The 19,412-nt window shown below is 72.3% G+C and carries 17 protein-coding genes; 8 read left to right on the plus strand and 9 right to left on the minus strand.

What is annotated here, in order from left to right; all coding sequences use genetic code 11:
* Positions 1–62 precede the first annotated feature (62 nt).
* Positions 63–1,703 carry an acyl-CoA dehydrogenase family protein gene (locus FVE25_RS07215; RefSeq protein WP_157245659.1) on the minus strand — a complete coding sequence of 547 codons (1,641 nt, stop codon included), beginning with the start codon at positions 1,701–1,703 and terminating at the stop codon, positions 63–65.
* 28 nt (positions 1,704–1,731) lie between these two features.
* Between FVE25_RS07215 and FVE25_RS07220 the strand changes: the two genes are divergently transcribed.
* Positions 1,732–2,451, plus strand: coding sequence for a PaaX family transcriptional regulator C-terminal domain-containing protein (locus FVE25_RS07220; RefSeq protein WP_246266764.1), 720 nt, complete (start codon positions 1,732–1,734; stop codon positions 2,449–2,451).
* On the opposite strand, the gene FVE25_RS07225 is transcribed toward FVE25_RS07220, so the two are convergent.
* The 3 genes from FVE25_RS07225 to FVE25_RS07235 all read right to left on the minus strand — a co-directional run bounded on the left by FVE25_RS07225 (position 2,441) and on the right by FVE25_RS07235 (position 5,672).
* On the minus strand, positions 2,441–3,463 hold the full coding sequence (locus tag FVE25_RS07225; RefSeq protein ID WP_157245661.1) for a hypothetical protein: 1,023 nt from the start codon (positions 3,461–3,463) through the stop codon (positions 2,441–2,443). The two genes, FVE25_RS07220 and FVE25_RS07225, sit on opposite strands and share 11 nt — an antisense overlap.
* A gap of 78 nt (positions 3,464–3,541) precedes the next feature.
* Positions 3,542–4,930, minus strand: coding sequence for a glutamate-cysteine ligase family protein (locus FVE25_RS07230; protein ID WP_157245662.1), 1,389 nt, complete (start codon positions 4,928–4,930; stop codon positions 3,542–3,544).
* Between the two features lie 34 nt (positions 4,931–4,964).
* The gene (locus FVE25_RS07235) at positions 4,965–5,672 is read right to left on the minus strand and encodes an SDR family oxidoreductase (RefSeq protein ID WP_157245663.1); all 708 of its coding nucleotides are present in this window, start codon (positions 5,670–5,672) and stop codon (positions 4,965–4,967) included.
* Between the two features lie 103 nt (positions 5,673–5,775).
* Between FVE25_RS07235 and FVE25_RS07240 the strand changes: the two genes are divergently transcribed.
* Together FVE25_RS07240 and FVE25_RS07245 are read left to right on the plus strand one after the other, a co-directional pair.
* Positions 5,776–6,606 (plus strand): helix-turn-helix transcriptional regulator, encoded by an 831-nt coding sequence (locus FVE25_RS07240; protein WP_157245664.1) that lies wholly within the window; start codon positions 5,776–5,778, stop codon positions 6,604–6,606.
* 1 nt (position 6,607) lies between these two features.
* Complete coding sequence (locus tag FVE25_RS07245) at positions 6,608–7,633, plus strand: zinc-dependent alcohol dehydrogenase family protein (RefSeq protein WP_157245665.1); 1,026 nt, start codon at positions 6,608–6,610, stop codon at positions 7,631–7,633.
* On the opposite strand, the gene FVE25_RS07250 is transcribed toward FVE25_RS07245, so the two are convergent.
* A complete protein-coding gene (locus FVE25_RS07250; protein ID WP_157245666.1) occupies positions 7,630–8,088 on the minus strand; it encodes an Lrp/AsnC family transcriptional regulator in 459 nt (152 codons plus the stop codon). The two genes, FVE25_RS07245 and FVE25_RS07250, sit on opposite strands and share 4 nt — an antisense overlap.
* Positions 8,089–8,213: 125 nt before the next feature.
* On the opposite strand from FVE25_RS07250, the gene FVE25_RS07255 reads away from it, so the two are divergent.
* Complete coding sequence (locus FVE25_RS07255; RefSeq protein ID WP_157245667.1) at positions 8,214–9,428, plus strand: M20/M25/M40 family metallo-hydrolase; 1,215 nt, start codon at positions 8,214–8,216, stop codon at positions 9,426–9,428.
* Here FVE25_RS07255 and FVE25_RS07260 read toward each other — a convergent pair.
* Both FVE25_RS07260 and FVE25_RS07265 read right to left on the minus strand, forming a co-directional pair.
* Entirely contained in the window at positions 9,425–10,063 is a 639-nt protein-coding gene (locus FVE25_RS07260) for a maleylpyruvate isomerase family mycothiol-dependent enzyme (protein WP_157245668.1), read from the minus strand. The genes FVE25_RS07255 and FVE25_RS07260 overlap by 4 nt on opposite strands.
* Positions 10,064–10,135: 72 nt before the next feature.
* Positions 10,136–10,600, minus strand: a complete 465-nt coding sequence (locus FVE25_RS07265) for an RrF2 family transcriptional regulator (protein WP_157245669.1) — start codon at positions 10,598–10,600, stop codon at positions 10,136–10,138.
* A gap of 59 nt (positions 10,601–10,659) precedes the next feature.
* Between FVE25_RS07265 and FVE25_RS07270 the strand changes: the two genes are divergently transcribed.
* Positions 10,660–11,403 carry an SDR family oxidoreductase gene (locus FVE25_RS07270; protein ID WP_157245670.1) on the plus strand — a complete coding sequence of 248 codons (744 nt, stop codon included), beginning with the start codon at positions 10,660–10,662 and terminating at the stop codon, positions 11,401–11,403.
* 160 nt (positions 11,404–11,563) lie between these two features.
* Entirely contained in the window at positions 11,564–12,532 is a 969-nt protein-coding gene (locus FVE25_RS07275) for an aldo/keto reductase (protein ID WP_157245671.1), read from the plus strand.
* A 230-nt stretch (positions 12,533–12,762) separates the two neighbouring features.
* Here FVE25_RS07275 and FVE25_RS07280 read toward each other — a convergent pair whose 3' ends face one another.
* Positions 12,763–15,204 carry a M14 family zinc carboxypeptidase gene (locus tag FVE25_RS07280; protein WP_157245672.1) on the minus strand — a complete coding sequence of 814 codons (2,442 nt, stop codon included), beginning with the start codon at positions 15,202–15,204 and terminating at the stop codon, positions 12,763–12,765.
* A gap of 69 nt (positions 15,205–15,273) precedes the next feature.
* On the opposite strand from FVE25_RS07280, the gene polX reads away from it, so the two are divergent.
* Positions 15,274–16,962 carry a DNA polymerase/3'-5' exonuclease PolX gene (gene polX, locus FVE25_RS07285; RefSeq protein WP_157245673.1) on the plus strand — a complete coding sequence of 563 codons (1,689 nt, stop codon included), beginning with the start codon at positions 15,274–15,276 and terminating at the stop codon, positions 16,960–16,962.
* Here polX and FVE25_RS07290 read toward each other — a convergent pair.
* Positions 16,959–18,797, minus strand: coding sequence for a preprotein translocase subunit SecA (locus FVE25_RS07290; RefSeq protein ID WP_181019493.1), 1,839 nt, complete (start codon positions 18,795–18,797; stop codon positions 16,959–16,961). The genes polX and FVE25_RS07290 overlap by 4 nt on opposite strands.
* A 107-nt stretch (positions 18,798–18,904) precedes the next feature.
* Between FVE25_RS07290 and FVE25_RS07295 the strand changes: the two genes are divergently transcribed.
* Entirely contained in the window at positions 18,905–19,369 is a 465-nt protein-coding gene (locus tag FVE25_RS07295; RefSeq protein WP_157245675.1) for a hypothetical protein, read from the plus strand.
* Positions 19,370–19,412: the final 43 nt, after the last annotated feature.

Raw genomic sequence — 19,412 nt, forward strand, 5'->3', positions numbered from 1 at the left:
CTCGCCTCCGTGATCCGTAGTCCGGGTCCAGGAACATCCCCCAGCGTACGTCCCGGCGGCGGTCAGCCAACGGCCCCGGCCAGCAGGGTGTCCAGGTGGTCGGGGGCGGGGGCGTCCAGGCCGCGCAGGGGGCCGCGGTCGGCCAGGTGGGCTTCGGCGTAGAGGCGGGCGACCAGCGCCTTGCGTTCGTCGTCGAGGCCCCACGTGGCCTGCTCCTCCAGCAGCGCGGCGGCGTAGACGTCGGCCATGAACTGGGCGAGCGGGTACAACCTGGCCTCGTCGGGGGCGCCGTGCCAGGCTTCTACTGCCTTGGCCAGGTCCTCGATGCGCTCCTGGACCAGCGGGGAGGTGGCGGCCCGGCGCAGGCGGTCGAGGAAGGGCAGGTGGGCCTGTTCCTTCAGCATGGCCCGCCGTACGTCCAGGCAGAGGATGTTGTCGCCGCCCTCCCAGATGGGGTTGACCTGGGCGTCACGCAGGAGGCGGGCGACGGGCCACTGTTCGATGTAGCCGTTGCCGCCGTGCACCTCGATGGCGTCGCTGGCGGCGGTGACGCCGAGGCGGGCGGTGCGGAGTTTGATGACGGCGGGGCCGAGGCGCAGGCGGTTGACGAGGCCGTCGAAGACCATGGCCTGGGCGGCCTCGACCTCGACGATGAGTTCCGACAGCTTGCGGCGCATCAGGGGGTGGGCGATGAGGGGTTTGCCGAAGGCTTCGCGGGCCCGGGCGTAGCACACGGATTCGACCAGGGCGCGGCGGGCGACGCCGACGCCCATCATGGCGACGCCCAGGCGGGAGGCGTTCGTGAGCTTCATCATCGTGCCCAGGCCGGAGCCGGAGCCCTCGCCGGACAACAGGAAGGCTTCGGCGCCGGTGAACTCGACCTCGGCGGAGGCCACCGAGCGGGTGCCGAGTTTGTCCTTCAGCCTGCGGATGCGGACGCCGTTGCGGGTGCCGTCGCGGCGCTCCCACAGGACGAGGAAGGGCTTGACCTCGCTCGACGGGAGACGGGCCAGGACGACGAAGGCGGAGCCGTTGGCGTTGGAGGCGAACCATTTGAAGCCGTCCAGGCGCCAGGACTCGCCGTCGGGCTCGGCCGTGGTCTCCAGGGCGGCCAGGTCGGAGCCGCCGGTGCGTTCGGTGAACATCTGGGCGGCTTCGCCGGAGTAGAAGCCGTTGGCGAAGATCTCCCTGACCCGGTCGCGGACGTCGGCGGGCGCGTGCTTCTCGGCCAGTTGCACGACCATGTCGCCGCCGGTGCCGAGGGCGCAGCCCATGCCGACGTCGGCCTGGTTGAGGAGGTAGGTCCAGGCGGCGCCCAGGGCCGCCGGGCCGGCGCCGTGGTCCAGGGCCTCCTGGACGAAGGCGGGGGCGAGGAAGTTGTGCTCCATCATCGCGGCGCGGGCGGTGTGGAAGGACGGGGGCATGACGACCCGGCTGATGTCGCGTCCCCACTTGTCGTACTTTTCCAGGCGGGGCGGGTTGCGGTCGGTCTCCTCCGCGCAGGCGGCCACGACGCCGCCGGTGACGACGCCGAGCTCACGCAGGTACGGCTCGGCCCAGGCGTAACCGTCGCCCAGGTAGTGGCGCATGAGCAGCTGCAGCGTGGGGTCGATGGCCCACCAGTCGCGGCCGGCGGCGCCCTGGTAGCGCTCGGTGGCGTAGCGGTCACTGCTGTCGAACGGTTCGTTGAGATAGCGGCCCATGCATCGAAGTGTTACATATCCTGGATGCGTGTTGGAAGAGCGTAATACCCTCAGCGCCCGCTCCGCCGTACTCAGCGCGCTGCTCGGCAGCCACCCGCCCCGGCTGGCCGCCCGGCACCTCGTGCGCATCGGCGAGCTGTTCGGCATCGCCGAGGGCACGGTCCGGGTGGCGCTCTCGCGCATGGTCGCCGCCGGCGACCTGGTGCAGCAGGACGGGCGCTACACGCTGTCGGAGCGGCTCATCGAGCGGCAGGCGAGGCAGGACGAGAGCTGCGACCCGCATCCCCGCCGGTGGGACGGCATGTGGGAGGTCGCCGTGGTGACCGCCGAGCGGCGCGCCCCCGCCGACCGGGCGGCCTTCCGGCACGCCATGGGCACGCTGCGGCTGGCCGAGCTGCGCGAGGGCACCTGGATGCGGCCGGCCAACCTGCTGCGGGAGTGGCCGGAGAGCGTGAGCGCGCAGTGCACCAGGATCGACGGCAGGCCGCGCCGCGATCCCACGCCGCTGCTGTGGGATCTGGAGGGGTGGGCGGCCGAGGCGCGGCGGCTGGAGCGGGCCCTGGAGACGGCCGACGGGCTGGCGGAGGGGTTCATCGTCTCCGCCGCCGTCCTGCGTCACCTGCTGAAGGACCCGCTGCTGCCGGCCGAGCTGCTGCCCGCCGGCTGGCCGGGCGCCGAGCTGCGCGAGCGCTACAACGCCTTCGACCGCGGCTATCGCCAGGTGCTGATGAAGCACCTCAGAGACTGACGCCGAACACCACCCGCTTGTTGCGGAACTCGGTGACGCTCCACAGCTTGCCGTCCTGGATCGTCAGGTCCTCCGGGCCGATCGGGAAGGGCCGGGTGCTCACCTTGCCGCCGCCGGCGACCAGCAGCTTGCCGTTGGTCCTGGCGTCGAATGCCTGGCTGAGGTACCAGGTGCCGTTCCTGGAGACCGCGCCCTGGATCTTGGCGGCGCCCAGCTGGAAGCAGTCGACGGGGGCGCCGATCCCGTCGCCCCGGAGTTCGTAGCGGACGGCGCGGCCGGTGGTGCCGTTCTCGTCGTACTCGCCGGCGATCAGCAGGTCGGGGCCGGCGCTGCGGTCGACGGCCGCGAACGAGAAGCGGGCTCCGGCCGTCGCGACCCGCCAGAAGCCGGTCTGCGGGAGCACGTATCGGTACCCGAAAGCATGAAATTTCCCGTCATGGCGGCCTACTCGCTTCGCATCACCCAGATCGTTCTGCGCGGTCCGCAGGTCGAGCAGCCGGTTGACGTCGAAGACCCGCAGCCCCCGCTTGGTGTCGGCCACGTACAGCAGGTCGCCGTACCACGCGATGCCCCCGGCGTGGATGTCGATCGGCCCGTACGACCCGTCGGGCTTCGCCTCGACCAGCAGCACGTGCTGGTACTTCAGCGTCGACGGGCTGAGGAACGTCACCCGGATCCCGCGCTCGGCCGCCGGCGGCTCGGGCTTGAAGTACCAGCTCACCGCGAACACCGGCACTCCGGTCTCGCCCGAATCCTCCCCGCAGGTCAGCCCCTGCGGGTACCAGTCGGCGGTGTCCTGGTCCTTGGCGTCGAAGGCGTACCACTCCTGCGGCCGCGGGCTCATCGCGCCCATCGCCGCGGCGGCCCCCTTGCGCGCCGCCGTCCGGTTGGCCTGGGCCAGCAGCGCCTCGACACCGGTCGCGCCGAGGTCACCGGCGAGCTTGGCCGCCCCTTCGGCCAGGGCCCCCGGCGCCGATCTTAAGGTGAAGGGCGCCGCGTCGACCGGAACCATCCCCGTGGAAGCCATAATCCCCTCGCATTCCCGTCTCTTTGCCAGTCTTTGACGGGCGAGAGGGGCGGGAGGTTGCACTCAACGCCACACGTGCACCGGCTGCCCGGTCAGCACCTGCTCGCGATAGCGCCGCACCAGCCGCTCGACGTCCCCGTCGTAGCGGGCCAGCGCTTCCCGCTGCCACACGGCTCCGGTACGGCCCAGCCGTACACGCTGGGCGATCACCCCGAGCGCCCGGTCGGCGTCGCCCGGCACGACGCCCGCCCCGAGGAGGGCGGCGCGCGCCTCGGGCAGCAGGGAGAGCACCAGGTCGGCGGCGGGCACCTCGCCTTCCCTGCCGGGCCACGACAGGGGCGCCTCCAGGCCCTTCTGGGCGGCGCGGTAGAAGTTCTGGTACGCCTCGGCGAAGCGGTAGCCGGTCAGGTCGCGCTCGGCGCAGGCCAGCGTGAGGCCGACCAGGAAGGCGGTGTTGGCGGCCATGTCCGCGCAGCTTGGCCCGGCGGGCAGGGCGCGCATCTCGATGCGCAGGTGGCCGCCGTCGGCGGGGTCGTAGACGGGGCGGTTCCACTGCCAGACCGTGCCCTGGTGCAGCCGCAGCTCGGCCAGCTCCGCATCTGATGACATATCCGGAATGATGGGGTCGTAGTCACGCACATACCGCTCGAACAGCTCGTAGGCCCCCTCGTGCACCCAGTCGGAGCCGAACGTGACCCGCCCGTCCCGGCGGAAGCGGCGCTCGATGTCGCGATCGTCGGCCGCCTCCTCCATCAGCGCGATCCTGGTCTCCTCCCACAGGGTCCGGCCCAGGAACAGCGGCGAGTTCCCGCACGCGGCCAGCACCGGGCCCGTGGCCAGCTGCGCGGCGTTGAACAGCCGGGCGAAGCGCTCGGGCGGCGTGCGCAGGTGCACCTGCCAGGAGGTGTTGGCCGCCTCCAGGATGACGTCCTCGACCTCCAGCTCCAGGTCGTCGACGACCACGAGGAACGGCTCCATGCGCAGCCGCCTGATGCCCCTGCTCAGGGCCCGGTACCGGTTCTCGTCGCTGATCGCCTGCCGGGTGAAGTCGCCGGTGCCCAGCGTGGGCAGGATGCCGATCGGCACCGCGCCGCCGCCCTCGACCGCGCCGTCCACCTTGAGCAGGGTTTCCCGGATCTCCCCGCTCAGGCCGGCGAAGGGCCGCCCGGCCAGCGGCAGCGGCGTCAGGTTGACCTCCAGGTTGAACCGGCCCAGCTCCAGCACCACGCGCGGGTCGTCCAGCGCCTGGCGGACCTCCTGGTTGCGCGGCAGGGGGCGGCCCTTCTCGTCGATGAGGAAGAGCTCCAGCTCGGCGCCGAGCGTCGTGGGCCCCTGGCCGAAGCCGGGCCTGCCGAGCAGTTCGCGCAGAGTGCCGAGCTGCTGCTCGAGCCGTTCCCCGAAGCGGGCGTACTCCGCCTCGGAAAACCGCTCTTTGTCCAAGTCGCGTCCCATCCCTCCCTTCTGTCCTCTCGGCTGGCTTCCACACCTACCAGGGCAGCGGGCCGTCGTCCTGGAGGAAGCCGCCGGTGGGACCGTCCGCGTCCAGCGTGGCCAGGTGGACGGCGATGGCCGCGCCCTGCTCGGCGGCGCGGTGGCCGCTCTGGGCGGTGAGGTCGGTGGCGCAGTAGCCGGGATTGGCGGCGTTGACCTTGATCGGGGTGTCGTCGAGCTCCTTGGCGTAGGCCACGGTGATCATGTTCAGCGCCGCCTTGGAGGAGTTGTAGGCCAGGTAGGTGTGCTGCCAGCCGTTGCCGTCCCGATCGAGCTGGCCGGTCATCGAGCCGAGCTCGCTGGACATGTTGACGATCCGGGCGGCGGGCGCGCGGCGCAGCAGCGGCAGCATCGCGTTGGTGACCGTGACCACGCCGAACACGTTGGTCTCGTAGACCCGCCGCAGCATCGCCACGTCGGTGCCGCTGGGCCGGTGATCCTCCGGCCAGGCGGCGACTCCGGCGTTGTTGACCAGGATGTCCAGCGAGCCGTACTCCGCCTCCAGCCACTTCGCCGCGGCCCGCACACTGGCCTGGTCCGTCACGTCCACGCGCACGTACGGCTGGCCGAGCCGTACGGCGGCGGCCCGTCCGCGCTCCTCGTCGCGGGCCCCGATCACTGCGGTGACGCCGCGCTCGCCGAGCAGGCGGGCGACCTCGAAGCCGATTCCCTTGTTGGCGCCGGTGATGAGTGCTGTTGTCATGCGCTCCACGGTTCCGGCGGCGCGTGGCCGCGGGGAGAGACCGCGTGAGACTGGGATCGGCGATACCACCCTGAACCCGGCCGGGTGCCGCAGGATGAAGGGCATGAACCGGGAAGAGCTGGCGGCGTTCCTGCGCAGCAGGCGTGACCGTCTCACCCCTCGCGAGGCGGGCCTGCCCGACGGCGGGCGGCGCCGTACGCCCGGCCTGCGCCGCCAGGAGGTGGCGCAGCTCGCCGGCATGTCGATCGACTACTACATCCGCCTGGAGCAGGCCCGCGGCCCGCACCCCTCGCGCCAGGTGCTCAGCGCGCTGGCCAGGGCGCTCATGCTGAGCAGCGACGAGCGCGCCCATCTGTTCCACCTGGCCGGCCAGCCGCTGGGGCCGCCCCGGCTGCGCGACGACGTCCCGGAGGGCACCCTTCAGCTGATCGCTTTCCTGGAGGACGTGCCCGCCTACGTGCTCAACGCCAGGTACGACCTGCTCGCCTGGAACCCCTCCGCCAGCGCCCTCATCGGCGACCTGGAAGCCCGGCCGCGCGACGATCTCAACGTCATCCGCTGGATCTTCCGCTCGCCGGAGATCGCCCGGCATCTCGGCGACGAGGAGAAGGGACGTTTCGCCCGGTCCTCCGTCGCCGACCTGCGCTGGGCGGCCGGCACGTATCCCGACGATCCTCAGATCCAGGCGCTGGTCGCCGAGATGCTGGGCTGCAGCCCGCACTTCGCCCGGCTCTGGGCCGAGCACGAGGTCCGGGTCCGGCGCCAGCAGCGCAAGCGGTTCCTTCATCCGGCGCTCGGCCCGATCGACGTGATCTGCCAGGTGATCCGGGTCCCCGATCGCGACGACCTGCGCGTGGTCCTCTACACCACCGAACCCGGTTCGCCCTCTCACCGGGCCTTGCGCAAGTTGCGGCAGGTGACCCTAAGCTCATGAGATGCGAGCGGTTGCCTTTGACATCTTCGGTGGCGAGCTTGACGTGCGCGAGCTACCCGACCCTGCCCCCGCGCCCCACGGGGCGGTGATCAGGGTCGAGGCGACCGGCCTGTGCCGCAGCGACTGGCACGGCTGGCAGGGCCACGACCCCGACATCACCGCGCTGCCCCACGTTCCCGGCCACGAGCTGGCCGGGGTCGTCACCGCCACCGGATCGCTGGTCACCCGCTGGGCCGAGGGGGCCCGGGTGACCGTCCCGTTCATCTGCGCGTGCGGCTCGTGCCCGGCCTGCGCGGCCGGTGAGCAGCAGGTGTGCGAACGCCAGACCCAGCCGGGTTTCACCCATTGGGGATCGTTCGCCGAGTACGTCGCCGTCGACCACGCCGACGTCAACCTCATCGCCGTCCCCGAGGAGATGGCCTTCACCACGGCCGCCGGGCTCGGGTGCCGGTTCGCCACCTCCTTCCGCGCCGTCACCCAGGTGGGGGACGTACGGCCGGGCGAGTGGGTGGCCGTGCACGGCTGCGGCGGGGTGGGCCTGTCCGCGATCATGATCGCCACCGCCGCGGGCGGCAGGGTGGTCGCGGTGGACATCAGCACCGACGCCCTCCACCTGGCCGAGCGGGCCGGGGCCACGCACTTCGTCAACGCCGGCGCCGGTGACGCCGCGGCCCAGGTCCGTGAGCTGACCAGGGGCGGCGCGCACGTCTCCATCGACGCCCTGGGCAGCCCGGACACCTGCGCCGCCTCGGTCGAGTCGCTGCGCCGCCGCGGCCGGCACGTGCAGGTGGGCCTGCTGCCCGGCGGCGCCACCCCGATCCCGATGGGCCGGGTCGTCGCCCACGAACTCCAGCTCCTGGGCAGCCACGGCATGGCGGCGCACGCCTACCCCAGGATGCTGGAGCTGATCAGGGCCGGGGTCCTGCACCCCGACCAGCTCGTCACCCGCACCATCGGCCTGGCCGAGGCGGGGAAGGCGCTGGCGGCGATCGGCACGGTGCCCGGCGTCACGATGATCGTGCCCTAGCCGAGCACCTTGATCTTCTTCATGGTCGGCTGCGAGATCACCCGGGCCACGCCCGGAATCCCGATGATCTTGCCGGTCTGGAACGCCTCGTAGGCGGCGTAGTCGGCCACGACCACGCGCAGGTGGTAGTCGGGGGTGGCGAACAGGCGGCGGAACTCGACCACCTCCGGGTAGGCCGCGATCGTCTTCTCCAGTTCCTCCAGCGTCTTCAGGTCGCTCACGCTCACCTCGATGGAGACGATGACCTCCAGGCCGCCGCCGAGGAGTTCGTGGTTGACCGTGGCCCGGTAGCCGCTGATGATCCCGAGCTCCTCCAGCCGCTTGACCCGGCGCAGGCAGGGGGGCGGGGTGAGGCCGACGCGGCGGGCCAGCTCGACGTTGCTCAACCGGCCGTCGTGCTGCAGATGAAACAATATTTCACGATCAAGCGCATCGAGCGTGTATTTATTGCTCACTGCCCCACTTTATCGGCATAAGTGGAAACCACATGAGGCCGACTCCGGCCTAGGATTGCGGATATACACCACACCTCGCCTGCGCAGGGCCGTACATCTGCATGCCCGAAGAAAGGGGACGGCTCATGAAGACCTCCGCCACAGCGGTCCGATCCTGGCTGGACGCGCGGGCCGGCGACATGGCCGCGCTGCTGGAGCGCCTGGTGGCCGTGGAGACCGAGAACCCGCCCGGCCGCATGCTGGGCCGCTGCGCCCGGGTGCTGCGCGAGGAGATGGCCCGCCTCGGCCTGTCCCCCGAGATCATCGAGGTCACCGGGGCCGAACCCGGCCTCGAGGAGCCGTGCGTCGTCCGCGGCACCGCCGGCTCCGGCGAGAAGATCGTCTACTTCCACGGCCACTTCGACGTCGTGCCCGCCCAGGACCGCCGCCAGTTCACCGCCGAGCGCCGCGACGGCCGGATCTTCGGCCGCGGCACCGCCGACATGAAGGGCGGCATCGTCAGCATGCTGTACGGCGCCGCCGCGGCGCAGGAGCTGGGCCTGCTGGACGGCGGGAGGATCGTCGTCCACCTCGTCTGCGACGAGGAGACCGGCAGCGTCGCGGGCGCCGGTCACCTGCGCCGCCACGACCTGATCGATCCCGGGGCGCTGGCGATGCTCACCGCCGAGCCCAGCGGCGGCGGCATCTGGAACGCGGCCCGCGGCGCCGTCTCCCTGCGCGTGGACGTGGCCGGTCGCGAGGCCCACGTCGGCATGGCCGACCGCGGCGTCAACGCGTTCCTGCACATGCTCCACGTGGCCCGCCCGGCCGAGCGGTACGCCGAGGAGCTGGCCGCCCGCCACACGTCGTACCCGATGCGGCCGGGCGAGGCCCCCGGCAGCATGATCGTGGTCGGCGGCGAGGCCGCGGCCGGGTCGAACTTCAACGTCGTGCCCGGCTCGGCCTCCTTCACGATCGACGGCCGCTTCAACCCGGAGGAGGACCTCGACGCCGAGCACAAGCGCCTGACCGGCCTCATCGAGGAGGCCGCGGGCGAGATCGGCGCCGCCGTCACGGTGCGCACCACCCAGCTCCAGCCCTCCGCCGCCACCGACCCCGGCCATCCGGCGGCCGTCACCCTGGCCCGCGTGGCCGGCGAGGTCACGGGGGCGCCGGTCCGTTTCGAGATGTGCGCCGGCATCCTGGAGATCCGCTGGTACGCCCAGCTCGGCATCCCCGCCTTCGGGTACGGCGCCGGCCGCCTGGACGTCTCCCACGGGCCGGAGGAGTACGTCGACGAGGCGGCCATGCGCCGGTGCGCCGCGGTGTATGCCCGCTACGCCGGCGAACTGCTGGCCTAGCGGCTCTCCGCCGGCCCGCGGGTGAAGCGCACGGCCGTCACCCCGGACAGCCGCCCCGGCGGCAGCTTCCTGCCGGTGACGGCCAGCAGGATGTCCTGGGCCGAGCCGCGCACGGGCGCGCCCGAGCCCGCGCTCCACTCGAGGTCGTCGGCGGTGAACCAGACCCCTTCGAGGTCGGCGCCGAAGAAGGCGATGCTCTTGGCCTTGAGGCTGCCGGGCATGGCGAGGTGGAGGCGGTCCGGGGGCACCTTCCTGTCCAGCCCGAGCGCGACCGTGATGTCCAGGCCGTGGATCATGTCGTGGCGCAGCGCCTCCGCGGGCCCGCCGCCCGGCGGGGTCCACGGGTGCCCGGCGTTGTCGCGCAGGGCCGCCACGAGCTGCCCGGTGCTCATGGCCGCCGCGTCCCGCCTGGCCAGCCGGTCGGCGGCGCGGTTGAAGTCGCCGCGGGCGCGCATGATGGACAGGACGACCCGCGGCATCGCGTACCTGAACGCCATCGTCAGGTGCGCGGCCACCTCGCGCACCCGCCAGCCCGCGCAGAGCGAGGGCGCCTGCCACTGCTCGGGCGTCAGCCCGGACAGGAGGTCGGCCAGGTCACGGCGTTCCGCGGCGACGGCCGCGTGGATGTCGGTCATGGGATCGCCTTTCTCCGATGGGAGGTCACGTCCCATGACGCGCGGGCCTGCGGGAAATCGACAGTCCCGCGCCTACGAAAGCCGTCTGCGCGTGCGCTCGGGTGCGTGCGGCGGCAGATCGGCGAGGATGTCGGCGAGGCTGACCTCGCGCAGGGTGCGCCGCCACGCCCGGTGCGCCTCGCCCATCTTGGCCGCGAGAATGCACGGCGTCCGGCACTCCTCCTGCGGCAGCGCCCCACGCCCCTGGCTGCGGATCTCCCTGCACTCGTACGGCGAGGCCGCCCCGTCCACCGCCTCGACGATCTGCAGCAACGTGATCTCCGAGGCGGCCCTGGCCAGCCGGAACCCGCCCTTCGGCCCGGTGGAGGCGGTGAGCAGCCCCGCCTTGACCAGGGCCTTCAGCTGTTTGGCCAGGTAGGGCAGGGGCAGGTCGAAGTACTCGGCGAGCTGCCCGGCCGACGCGCTCACCCCCGGTTCCAGCTGGGCCAACGCGGTGGCGCAGTGCAGGACCCATTCGGTGCTGGCGGGCAGTTTCACACACCGGAGTCTATCGCAGCTATTATGGACCCGCTAAGTCCCTAATTGAGGAGACCATCATGCGGATCGCAGTAGCCGGCGCGACCGGCAACATCGGCGCCCTGACCGCCACCGCCCTCGAACGCGACGGCCACGAGGTCGTCCGCATCAGCCGCGCCCTCGGCGTGGACCTGCAAACGGGCGACGGCCTCGACGCGGCGCTGACCGGCGTCGACGCCGTCGTGGACGCCGTCAACGCCCCCGCCATGGGCCTGGACGAGACGATCGCGTTCTTCGGCGCCACGACCCGCAACCTCCTGGCCGCAGAAGCACGCGCCGGCGTGCGCCACCACGTGCTGCTGTCCATCGCGGGGCTGCACCGGGTCGAGGGCAACGCCCACTACTCGGGCAAGAGGGAGCAGGAACGCCTGGTGAGCGAGGGCACCGTCCCCTGGACCATCGTGCCGGCCACCATGTTCCACGACTTCGCGGAGATGGTGGCCGACGGGGCGGAGAAGGAGGGCGTCGCGCGGATCGCCCCGCTCCTCATCCAGCCGATCGCCCCCGCCGACGTGGCCGCCGTCCTCGCCGAACTGGCCACCGGCGCCCCCGCGGGCCGGTACGTGGACGTCGCCGGGCCCGGCACCCAGGACCTGGTGGACATGGCCCGCCGTACCCACCAGAAGCGCGGGCGGGCGGTCGAGCTGGTGCCGACGTGGTCCGCGGTGTTCGGCCCGTCGATGGCCGGGGAGGTGCTGCTGCCCGGGCCGGGCGCGCGCATCGCGCCGACGACGTTCGAGGAGTGGCTGGCGGAGCAGAAGTAGCCCCTCCCGCCCGGCGCCACAGCTCGCGGGCCTCCCGCTCGGCACCCCAGCGCTCCGGGGGCTCCTCGCACCGGACCGGCGTCCTGCGCATGGACACCGTGCGGGAGACCCGCCCCGGCCCGACCTGCGGACACGACATTTCTCCTCATAAGCTGACCTCATGGAATACTCGCGACTTGGTACCACGGGGCTTCAGGTTTCCCGGATCTGCCTGGGGATGATGAGCTACGGCGACCCCGAGAAGATGGAGTGGACCCTCCCGGAGGAACGCGCCGAGCCCATCGTGCGCCGGGCGGCCGAGGCGGGCGTCACCTTCTTCGACACCGCCGACGTCTACAGCGCCGGGGCCAGTGAGGTGATCACCGGGAACGTGCTGCGCCGCCTGTTCCCGCGCCGCGAGGAGTACGTGCTGGCCACCAAGGTCTACTTCCCCATGGGCCAGGGGCGCAACGACCGCGGGCTGTCGCGCAAGCACATCATGGCCGCGATCGACGCCTCGCTGGAGCGGCTCGGCACCGACTACGTTGACCTCTACCAGATCCACCGCTGGGACGACGAGACGCCCATCGAGGAGACCATGGAGGCGCTGCACGACGTCGTCCGCTCCGGCAAGGTCCGCTACCTCGGCGCCTCGTCCATGTGGGCGTGGCAGTTCGCCAAGGCCCAGCACGTGGCCGAGCTCAACGGGTGGACGAAGTTCGTCTCCATGCAGAACCACTACAACCTCCTCTACCGCGAGGAGGAGCGCGAGATGCTGCCGCTCTGCCTCGACCAGGGCGTCGGCGTCATCCCGTGGAGCCCGCTGGCCCGCGGCGTCCTGGCCAGGGCCGGGACGGCGCAGGAGACCACCCGGCAGGAGTCCGACGGGCGCATCGACTACCTGTACGAGCCGGAGAACGACCAGGTCATCCTGGAGCGCGTGGCCCAGATCGCCCGGGAGCGCGAACTGCCGGCCGCCCAGGTGGCGCTGGCCTGGCTGCTGCGTCAGCCCGCCGTGACGGCCCCCATCGTGGGCGCCACCAAGGACCGGCACATCGACGACGCGGTGGCCGCCGTGGACGTCGAGCTGTCGGAGAAGGACCTGGCCTTCCTGGGCGAGGCTTACACGCCTCGCGACGTGCGCATGTGAGGCGCGGTTAGCCGGCGGTTCCCATGTGCCGGGCCCGGCGGGCTCCGCGGAACGCCCGGAGGGAGCGCTTGCGGGATCCCTTGGGTCCCCGTGCCCGGTGGCCGGGCGCCGTTACGGCGCCCGGCCCCGTCCGACGTGAGAAGCGATCCCCACGATCGGCGCCCGCCGGCGTCGGCGGGTGGCGTTGTGCCGGCCTGCCGTACCTCGGCCGAGGCCGGTACGGCGGGGCGCTATCGAGCGGTGCTGTAGAGGGCGCGGGCGACCTGCGCGAACAGGCCCTTGGGGTGGTTGCGGAACAGCGGCTCCGTGCCGAACAGCACGACCCGCGTGCCGCGCTCGTCGCGGCCGCTGACCACGGCGGCCTGGCCCTTGGCGGCGTCCGGGCCGCCCGTGCCGTCCGGGTTCGGGCGCCAGTGGCCGGAGACGAAGGCGTCGTAGCGCTCCTCGGCCTTCACCTCCGCCCCCAGGCCCGTGAACCAGCGCGGGGAGTACACGAAGCCGTGCTCGCCCGAGGACATCCTGACCACGCCGTTGGCGTCGCCGCGCCCGGCGACCGGGGTGACGGTGAGCAGCGCGGCCGCGGTGTTGAACGTCGCTCCGGTGGCGCCCCTGGTGACGACGCCGCCCCTGGCGAGGAAGGCGTCGAGCGCGGCCTTGGCCGCCGGGTTGAGCGCGGTGTAGGACAGGCCGCTGGAGACGTACAGGACGTCCGCCGTGTTCCAGTCGAACCCGGCGTTGGCCAGGGCCGTGGAGACCGGGGTGACGGTGAAGCCCATCTCGCGCAGGGAGTACAGCTCGTCGGCCGCCGCCGCGGCGGCGATCCTGACCGGGGCCAGCCTGGTCCCCGTCGCCGTTGCCGCCCGGGCGAAGCGGGCGCCGTAGCGGGCGGCCACCTCGCGGGCCGCCTCACGGGCGGTGGGCGGCACGATGGCCGTGCCGTCCGCCCAGGTGACCTCGACTCCGCGGGCGAGCAGGTCGTTGAGCGCCCGCGCGTCCCTGCCGTCGGTGACCTTCAGGGCGAGCGCGCCGCGACCGGCCGGGACCGTGCCCGTGGGGGCGGCGGCGCGCACCGGCTCGGTGGGCACGCGCAGGTCCTGGACCGCGCTGACGCCGGCGCCCCAGAGCAGGCCAAGGCTCCAGCCCGAGATGTCGTACATCGCATCGACCCGCGGGCTGATGTCGGCGCCCGCCTCGAGCATCACGTTGGCCAGGCCGCGCTTGGGCTGGCGCATGTCGACCACGTACGTCCCGGCCGGGTGCCCGCGGAAGGGCCTGGTGGCCCGCTCCACCCGCACGTCGTTGGCGATCAGGTGGTCCACCAGGCGCGCGGCGGCGGGGCTGCCCGGCGGGATCAGGTAGGCGCGCGGGTAGGTGGTGGTGTAGACGTCCTCGGGGCCGAAGCCGGGCACGATGCCGAGCGGCACCTGCTTGGACGGCTCACCCGCGGCGCCGCGCCGGAAGACCTCGATCTGGTCGGCGATCATCTTGTCGCGGTTGGCCAGCACGTGGGCGTAGGTGGCGCGGACGGCCGCCGCGCCCACCTCGGTGTTGATCCTGGAACGGCGGCGCAGCTCCTCGACCGGCAGGTTGGTGTAGTCGGAGCCGTTGACGCGCAGCGGGATCTCCACCGTGTGCGCGGCCACCGCCCCGTGGAAGGGCGCGTACTGCGGGGTGAAGATCGGCGGCCAGTCGTCCCAGCCCTCCTCCGAGTCGCGGAAGGGGATCTGGACCGGGTGCACGCCGTCCTTGTCCGGGGTGTAGCCCAGCGCGTTGACGGCCGCCTCCATGCCGAGGCCGTTGGCGTAGGTGTTGGTGATGAACAGGTCGTACTCGTAGTTGGCGCCGTGCGGCGGCGTGGTCGGCTCGATGAGCGTGCCGTTGACGTAGCCGTGCAGGTCCAGCATGGCGACCGGCTGCCGGTCGATCATGATCTGCCGCATGGCCCTGGCCTCGGGCTGGGAGGCGGTGATCATGTCGCGGTTGAGGTCGAAGCCGTTGCCGTTCTGGCGCTGGCCGAGGACGCGGCCGTCGGGGTTGGCGGTGATGTTGAAGTACAGGCGGGTGCGCTTGAGCAGTTCGGCCGCCTGTGGGCTGGTGGCCAGCTCTTCGATCACCTTCAGGGCGGCGTCGGTGCCCTCCCACTCGTTGCCGTGGATGTTGCCGTTGACGTAGATCGGCACCTTGTAGCGATTTTTCGGGATTTTTCGGCCGGCTTCGATCTGCTGGCGGAGGCGCTCCTGCTCGCGGACCTCCCAGGCGCTCTCCGGGGCGGTGACCGTCACGAAGTACAGGTCGCGCCCGCCCGCCGACCTGCCGATCACCTCGGCGCTCACCCGGTCGCCGAGCGCCTGCAGCGCGTTCAGCTTCGCCGCGATCGCGTGGTGCGGGATCAGGCCCAGCTTGATCGAGGCGTCGGCGGGGTTCTCCGGAGGTGCGGGGATCTGGTTCTTGCGGGGGTAGCCGCGGGTTCTGTCGTGGTGGTACGGCGCGGCCGCGGCGTCGGCGCTCCGGAGGCTCGCGGTCTCACCGATCAGGGCGGCTTCCTCGTTGCGCTCCGGGCCGTTGCCGAAATCCCGGACCGCCGGGGGCGGCGTCGTGACGGGAGCGGCGGCAGCCGTACCGGCGGGCAGGAGGAGGCCCGATAACAGGACTAACAGGGTGCTTCTGCGCATGGTCGAGCGTGACATGTCCGCGCCGGGAAGGCGAGAGGAAGTGTCGGCCGCACCTCCTAAGCTGTGCTCATGGCACGGGCAAACGAGCAGGCGGCCGCCGCTCTTCAGGAGTACGCAGAGCTGTTCGCGCTGACCGGGGGCGACGCCTTCCGGGTGCGCAGCTACCAGAAGGCGGTCAAGGCGATCGCCGGCTTCCCCGAGGACATCGCGCAGGTGAACGTCCGCAAGGTGCCCGGCGTGGGCGAGGCGATCGCGCTGAAGATCGAGGAGTTCCTGGAGCGCGGCAGCTTCCGCCAGCTCGACGCCCTGCGCGCGAAGGTGCCCGACGGGGTGCGCCGGCTGACCGGGGTCCCGACGCTGGGGCCGAAGACCGCGATCATGCTCTTCGAGGACTTCGGCATCGACTCCCCCGCCGCGCTGGCCGAGGCGATCGCCGCGGGCCGCCTCGACGGGGTCAAGGGCCTGGGCCCGAAGACGCTGGCCAACCTGGCCAAGGGCATCGAGCAGATGGAGCAGGCCGGCGCCCGCGTGCACATCGGCACCGCGATGGCGCTGGCCGAGCAGGTCATCGGCTCGCTGGCCGGCCTGGCCGACAGGATCGCCTATGCGGGCTCGCTGCGCCGGATGAAGGACACCATCGGCGACATCGACATCCTCGCGGTGGCGCCGGTCGAGATCATGGAGCGCTTCCGCGGCCGGCCGTACGTCGCAGAGGTCATCGCGGCCGGTGACAAGAAGACCTCGGTGCGCACCACGGCGGGCGTCCAGGTGGACCTGCGCGTGGTCCCGGCCGAGTCGTGGGGCGCGGCCATGCAGTACTTCACCGGTTCCAAGGAGCACAACGTCACCGTCCGCGAGATCGCGGTGAAGAAGGGCTGGAAGCTGTCGGAGTACGGCCTGTTCGAGGGCGAGCGGGTGATCGCCGCCGAGTCCGAGGAGGACATCTACGCCGCGCTCGGCATGCAGTACGTCCCGCCGCCGATGCGCGAGGACGGCGGCGAGGTGCGGCTGGCCCTGAAGGGCGAGCTTCCCGCGCTGGTCGGGCTCGAGGACCTCAAGGGCGACCTGCACACCCACACCAACCTGACCGACGGCATCGCCCCCCTGGAGGAGATGGTCGCCGCCGCCCACGCCCTCGGCTACTCCTACTACGCGATCACCGACCACGCCCCCGACCTGACCATGCAGCGCATGACCCTGGAGAAGGCGCTGGAGCAGCGCGAGCAGATCAGGAAGCTGCAGGAGTCCTATCCGGACATGCGGCTGCTGCACGGCAGCGAGCTGAACATCGCCCCCGACGGCTCGGTGGACTGGCCGGAGGAGATCCTGGCCGGGTTCGACGTCTGCGTGGCCTCGGTGCACTCCCACTTCACCCAGTCGCGGGAGGAGATGACCCGGCGCTTCATCGCCGCCTGCGAGAACCCGTACGTGGACGTCATCGGGCACCCCACCACCCGCAAGATCGGCAAGCGGCAGCCGGTGGACGCCGACTGGGACGCCGTCTTCGCCGCCGCCGCCCGCACCGGCACGGTCATGGAGATCGACGCCTACCCCGATCGCAGCGACCTGCCGGCCGACCTGGTGCGCCTGGCCCGCCACCACGGCGTGAAGTTCTCCATCGACAGCGACTCCCACGCCGTGCCGCACCTGAAGAACCAGCGGTTCGGCGTCGGCATCGCCCAGCGGGCCTGGCTCACGACCGACGACGTCGTCAACACCTGGCCCCTGGATCGGCTCCTGGCCTACATCCGGCCCTAGCTGAGGCCCGGGTGGTCCGGCGCCCGCGTCCAGGGGGCGCCGCCGGCGGGCCGGGTGTACCAAGCGGGGCGTTCGAGGAGGCGCCGCACGATCGTAGTGCGCAGCTCCTGCTGGAGTTCCTCGAAGCGCCGCGTGGCCGTGTCCTTGAACGCGGCCACCCCGGGGTCGGGGAAGGTGGCCTCCCACAGCTCGTCCAGCATGGTCTGCAGCTCGGCCTGGAAGGCGGCCCACGCCTCGTCGACGGCTTCGCGGATCAGCTCGGCGCGGGCCTGGGCGCCGCGTCCCGCCGCGCTCGCGCGCAGGGGCGCGGCGTGCTCCTCGCCGGCCATGGCCAGCAGGGCGGCCAGCGGATGCGGGCCTTCGACCAGATCCCTGCGCAGGCCGTACACCGCCTGCTGGAAGCCGGAGCGTACGGCGTAGCACTCGAAGGCCGTCTGGCGGAACGCGGTGTTGCCCCGTTCGCGCCCGCGCTGGATGCGGTTGATCGTGTAGCCCATGAGGCGGCCGCCCATGGGTTCGATGTCGTCGATCACCCCGCGCACGGCCCGGGCGAGGGCGGCCAGCCAGTCCTCGTCGGCGGCCACGAGGAACCTCGTGTGGCCCTGCTGACCGGCGAGTTCCCGCAGGCGCCGCTCCAGGCGGCGGGAGAGCAGCCGCTGCGCGCCCAGGATGACCAGGCCGCCGGCCTCGGCCGCCCGGCGGCGGCTGGCGGTCCACGCCGGCAGCAGGCTGCGCCGGGCCGCGGCCACCGCGCCCTCCCACGCCTCGGCGGTGGTGAGCACGGGGTCCAGCCCGGAGGCCAGCACCTTCTCCTCGGCCAGCCAGTCGAGGTCACCGCCCAGGACGACCTTCGACTCGTGCCCGAACTCCCGCATCAGCGTCACCGCACCCGCCTCCCCGGCGCGGGCGAGCGGGCGGCGCGGATGCGCGGGCGCCGGGGTGATCCCGTGCCCGGTCAGGAGGTCGCGCAGCCGGTCGGCGAGCTCGGGCTCACCGGCGTGGATCAGGACCGGCCGGCCCTCCTCCCGGTACCCTGCGGCCGCCTCGGCGATGGCGCGCAGCTTGGACTCGGCGTTCGCGTACATGAGGTCTGGGTGGTCGCGCCGGGTTCCGCGCCGGGCCGTACCGACGACCGTGACCTTGAGGCCGTAGCAGGCCGACAGCAGCCCGGCCTCCGTGGCGGCGACCGGGCTCACGCCGCAGAGGTGCTCGTACAGGGCGAGGTACTCGCCGACGGTGATCGCGGCCATGGGCACGTCGTCCCTGCTCACCATGAGCCGGTCGAATGCCTGGTCGAGCAGGACGAGGTCGGCGTCGGTGACGACGGCCCGGTGAAGCTCCCGCTGGAGGCGCTCGCCCGGGCCTGAGCAGCGGTTGTCCGACAGGTAGTCGTAGGCGAACTCCTTCACCGGGCCCACCGTGACGTCGGCGGCGTAGACGGACTCGCGCTCGCCGTCGTCCTGGTCGCCGGTCAGCGTGGCCACGCTCAGCCCGAGGAAGCGGCAGACGGCGCTCGTCTCGGCCGCCTGGCCGTCGGTCATCAGGTGCAGGCCCCGGCCGTCGAGCGCGCCGAGATAGGCGGCCAGGGTCACCGCGGCCGTGCCGTCCTGGATCTCGGCGACCGAGCGGCGGTGCAGGGCGTGGGCGGCGCGCAGGTCGTCGGCGGTGTAGCGGCGGCCGCGCACGCGCCAGGCGGCCTCACGGGCCACCGCGAAGGCGTCGGTCAGTACGGCGCCGCCCTCGGCCAGGCGGGCGCGCAGCACCCCGGTGCGCGCCTTCAGCTCCTGGTCCGGCAGGCGCTCGATGGAACGGCGTAACCGATCGGCTTTCCGCATGGCACGACTCCCCCGGCGCGGCAGATGACCCGATGAGCCCATCTTGCAACTCCCGAACGCGGGATGGGAGGGTCGAGATCCCTTGGGCCGGCCGGAAGGAGCCGCTCATGACCGCCGACCCCACGATGGCCCGGATCGGCCAGGCGGTGGAGTTGCATCACCAGCGGGGGCAGCGTGAAGCGGCTCGCGAGCTGTTCGCTCGGATCTGGGCGGACATCGGCGGCGAGCGGGGCGACCCGCTGCACGTTTGCGTCCTCGCCCACTCGATGGCCGACGTGCAGGACGACGTGCACCAGGAGCTGACGTGGGATCTGCGGGCGCTGGCCGCCGCCTGCCTGATCACCGAGGGGCGGGTGGCCGAGGCCGGGGTACCGCTTTCGGTGGCCGGCCTGTATCCGTCGTTGCACCTGAACCTGAGCGAGTGCTACCGCAAGCTGGGCGATCTCGGTCGCGCCCGTGAGCACTTCCGGCAGGCGCGGGACGGGATCGGCGCGCTGGGCGACGACGCGTACGGGCGGCTCGTCAAGGACGGGCTGGAGCGGGTGGCCGAACAGCTGGGCGAGACCGTCTGAGTGCCGCGCGGGACCCGTCGTGATCCGGGTGACCGGCAGCTAC

The sequence above is a fragment of the Nonomuraea typhae genome, assembly GCF_009760925.1.
GTDB classification, from domain to species: domain Bacteria; phylum Actinomycetota; class Actinomycetes; order Streptosporangiales; family Streptosporangiaceae; genus Nonomuraea; species Nonomuraea typhae.

Coding starts and splice junctions, on each gene's coding strand:
- FVE25_RS07215 (WP_157245659.1), bottom strand. CDS start 1,703: ATGGGCCGCTATCTCAACGAACCGTTCGACAGCAGTGACCGCTACGCC.
- FVE25_RS07225 (WP_157245661.1), bottom strand. CDS start 3,463: ATGGTTCCGGTCGACGCGGCGCCCTTCACCTTAAGATCGGCGCCGGGG.
- FVE25_RS07230 (WP_157245662.1), bottom strand. CDS start 4,930: ATGGGACGCGACTTGGACAAAGAGCGGTTTTCCGAGGCGGAGTACGCC.
- FVE25_RS07235 (WP_157245663.1), bottom strand. CDS start 5,672: ATGACAACAGCACTCATCACCGGCGCCAACAAGGGAATCGGCTTCGAG.
- FVE25_RS07240 (WP_157245664.1), top strand. CDS start 5,776: ATGAACCGGGAAGAGCTGGCGGCGTTCCTGCGCAGCAGGCGTGACCGT.
- FVE25_RS07245 (WP_157245665.1), top strand. CDS start 6,608: ATGCGAGCGGTTGCCTTTGACATCTTCGGTGGCGAGCTTGACGTGCGC.
- FVE25_RS07255 (WP_157245667.1), top strand. CDS start 8,214: ATGAAGACCTCCGCCACAGCGGTCCGATCCTGGCTGGACGCGCGGGCC.
- FVE25_RS07260 (WP_157245668.1), bottom strand. CDS start 10,063: ATGACCGACATCCACGCGGCCGTCGCCGCGGAACGCCGTGACCTGGCC.
- FVE25_RS07270 (WP_157245670.1), top strand. CDS start 10,660: ATGCGGATCGCAGTAGCCGGCGCGACCGGCAACATCGGCGCCCTGACC.
- FVE25_RS07275 (WP_157245671.1), top strand. CDS start 11,564: ATGGAATACTCGCGACTTGGTACCACGGGGCTTCAGGTTTCCCGGATC.
- FVE25_RS07280 (WP_157245672.1), bottom strand. CDS start 15,204: ATGCGCAGAAGCACCCTGTTAGTCCTGTTATCGGGCCTCCTCCTGCCC.
- polX (WP_157245673.1), top strand. CDS start 15,274: ATGGCACGGGCAAACGAGCAGGCGGCCGCCGCTCTTCAGGAGTACGCA.
- FVE25_RS07290 (WP_181019493.1), bottom strand. CDS start 18,797: ATGCGGAAAGCCGATCGGTTACGCCGTTCCATCGAGCGCCTGCCGGAC.
- FVE25_RS07295 (WP_157245675.1), top strand. CDS start 18,905: ATGACCGCCGACCCCACGATGGCCCGGATCGGCCAGGCGGTGGAGTTG.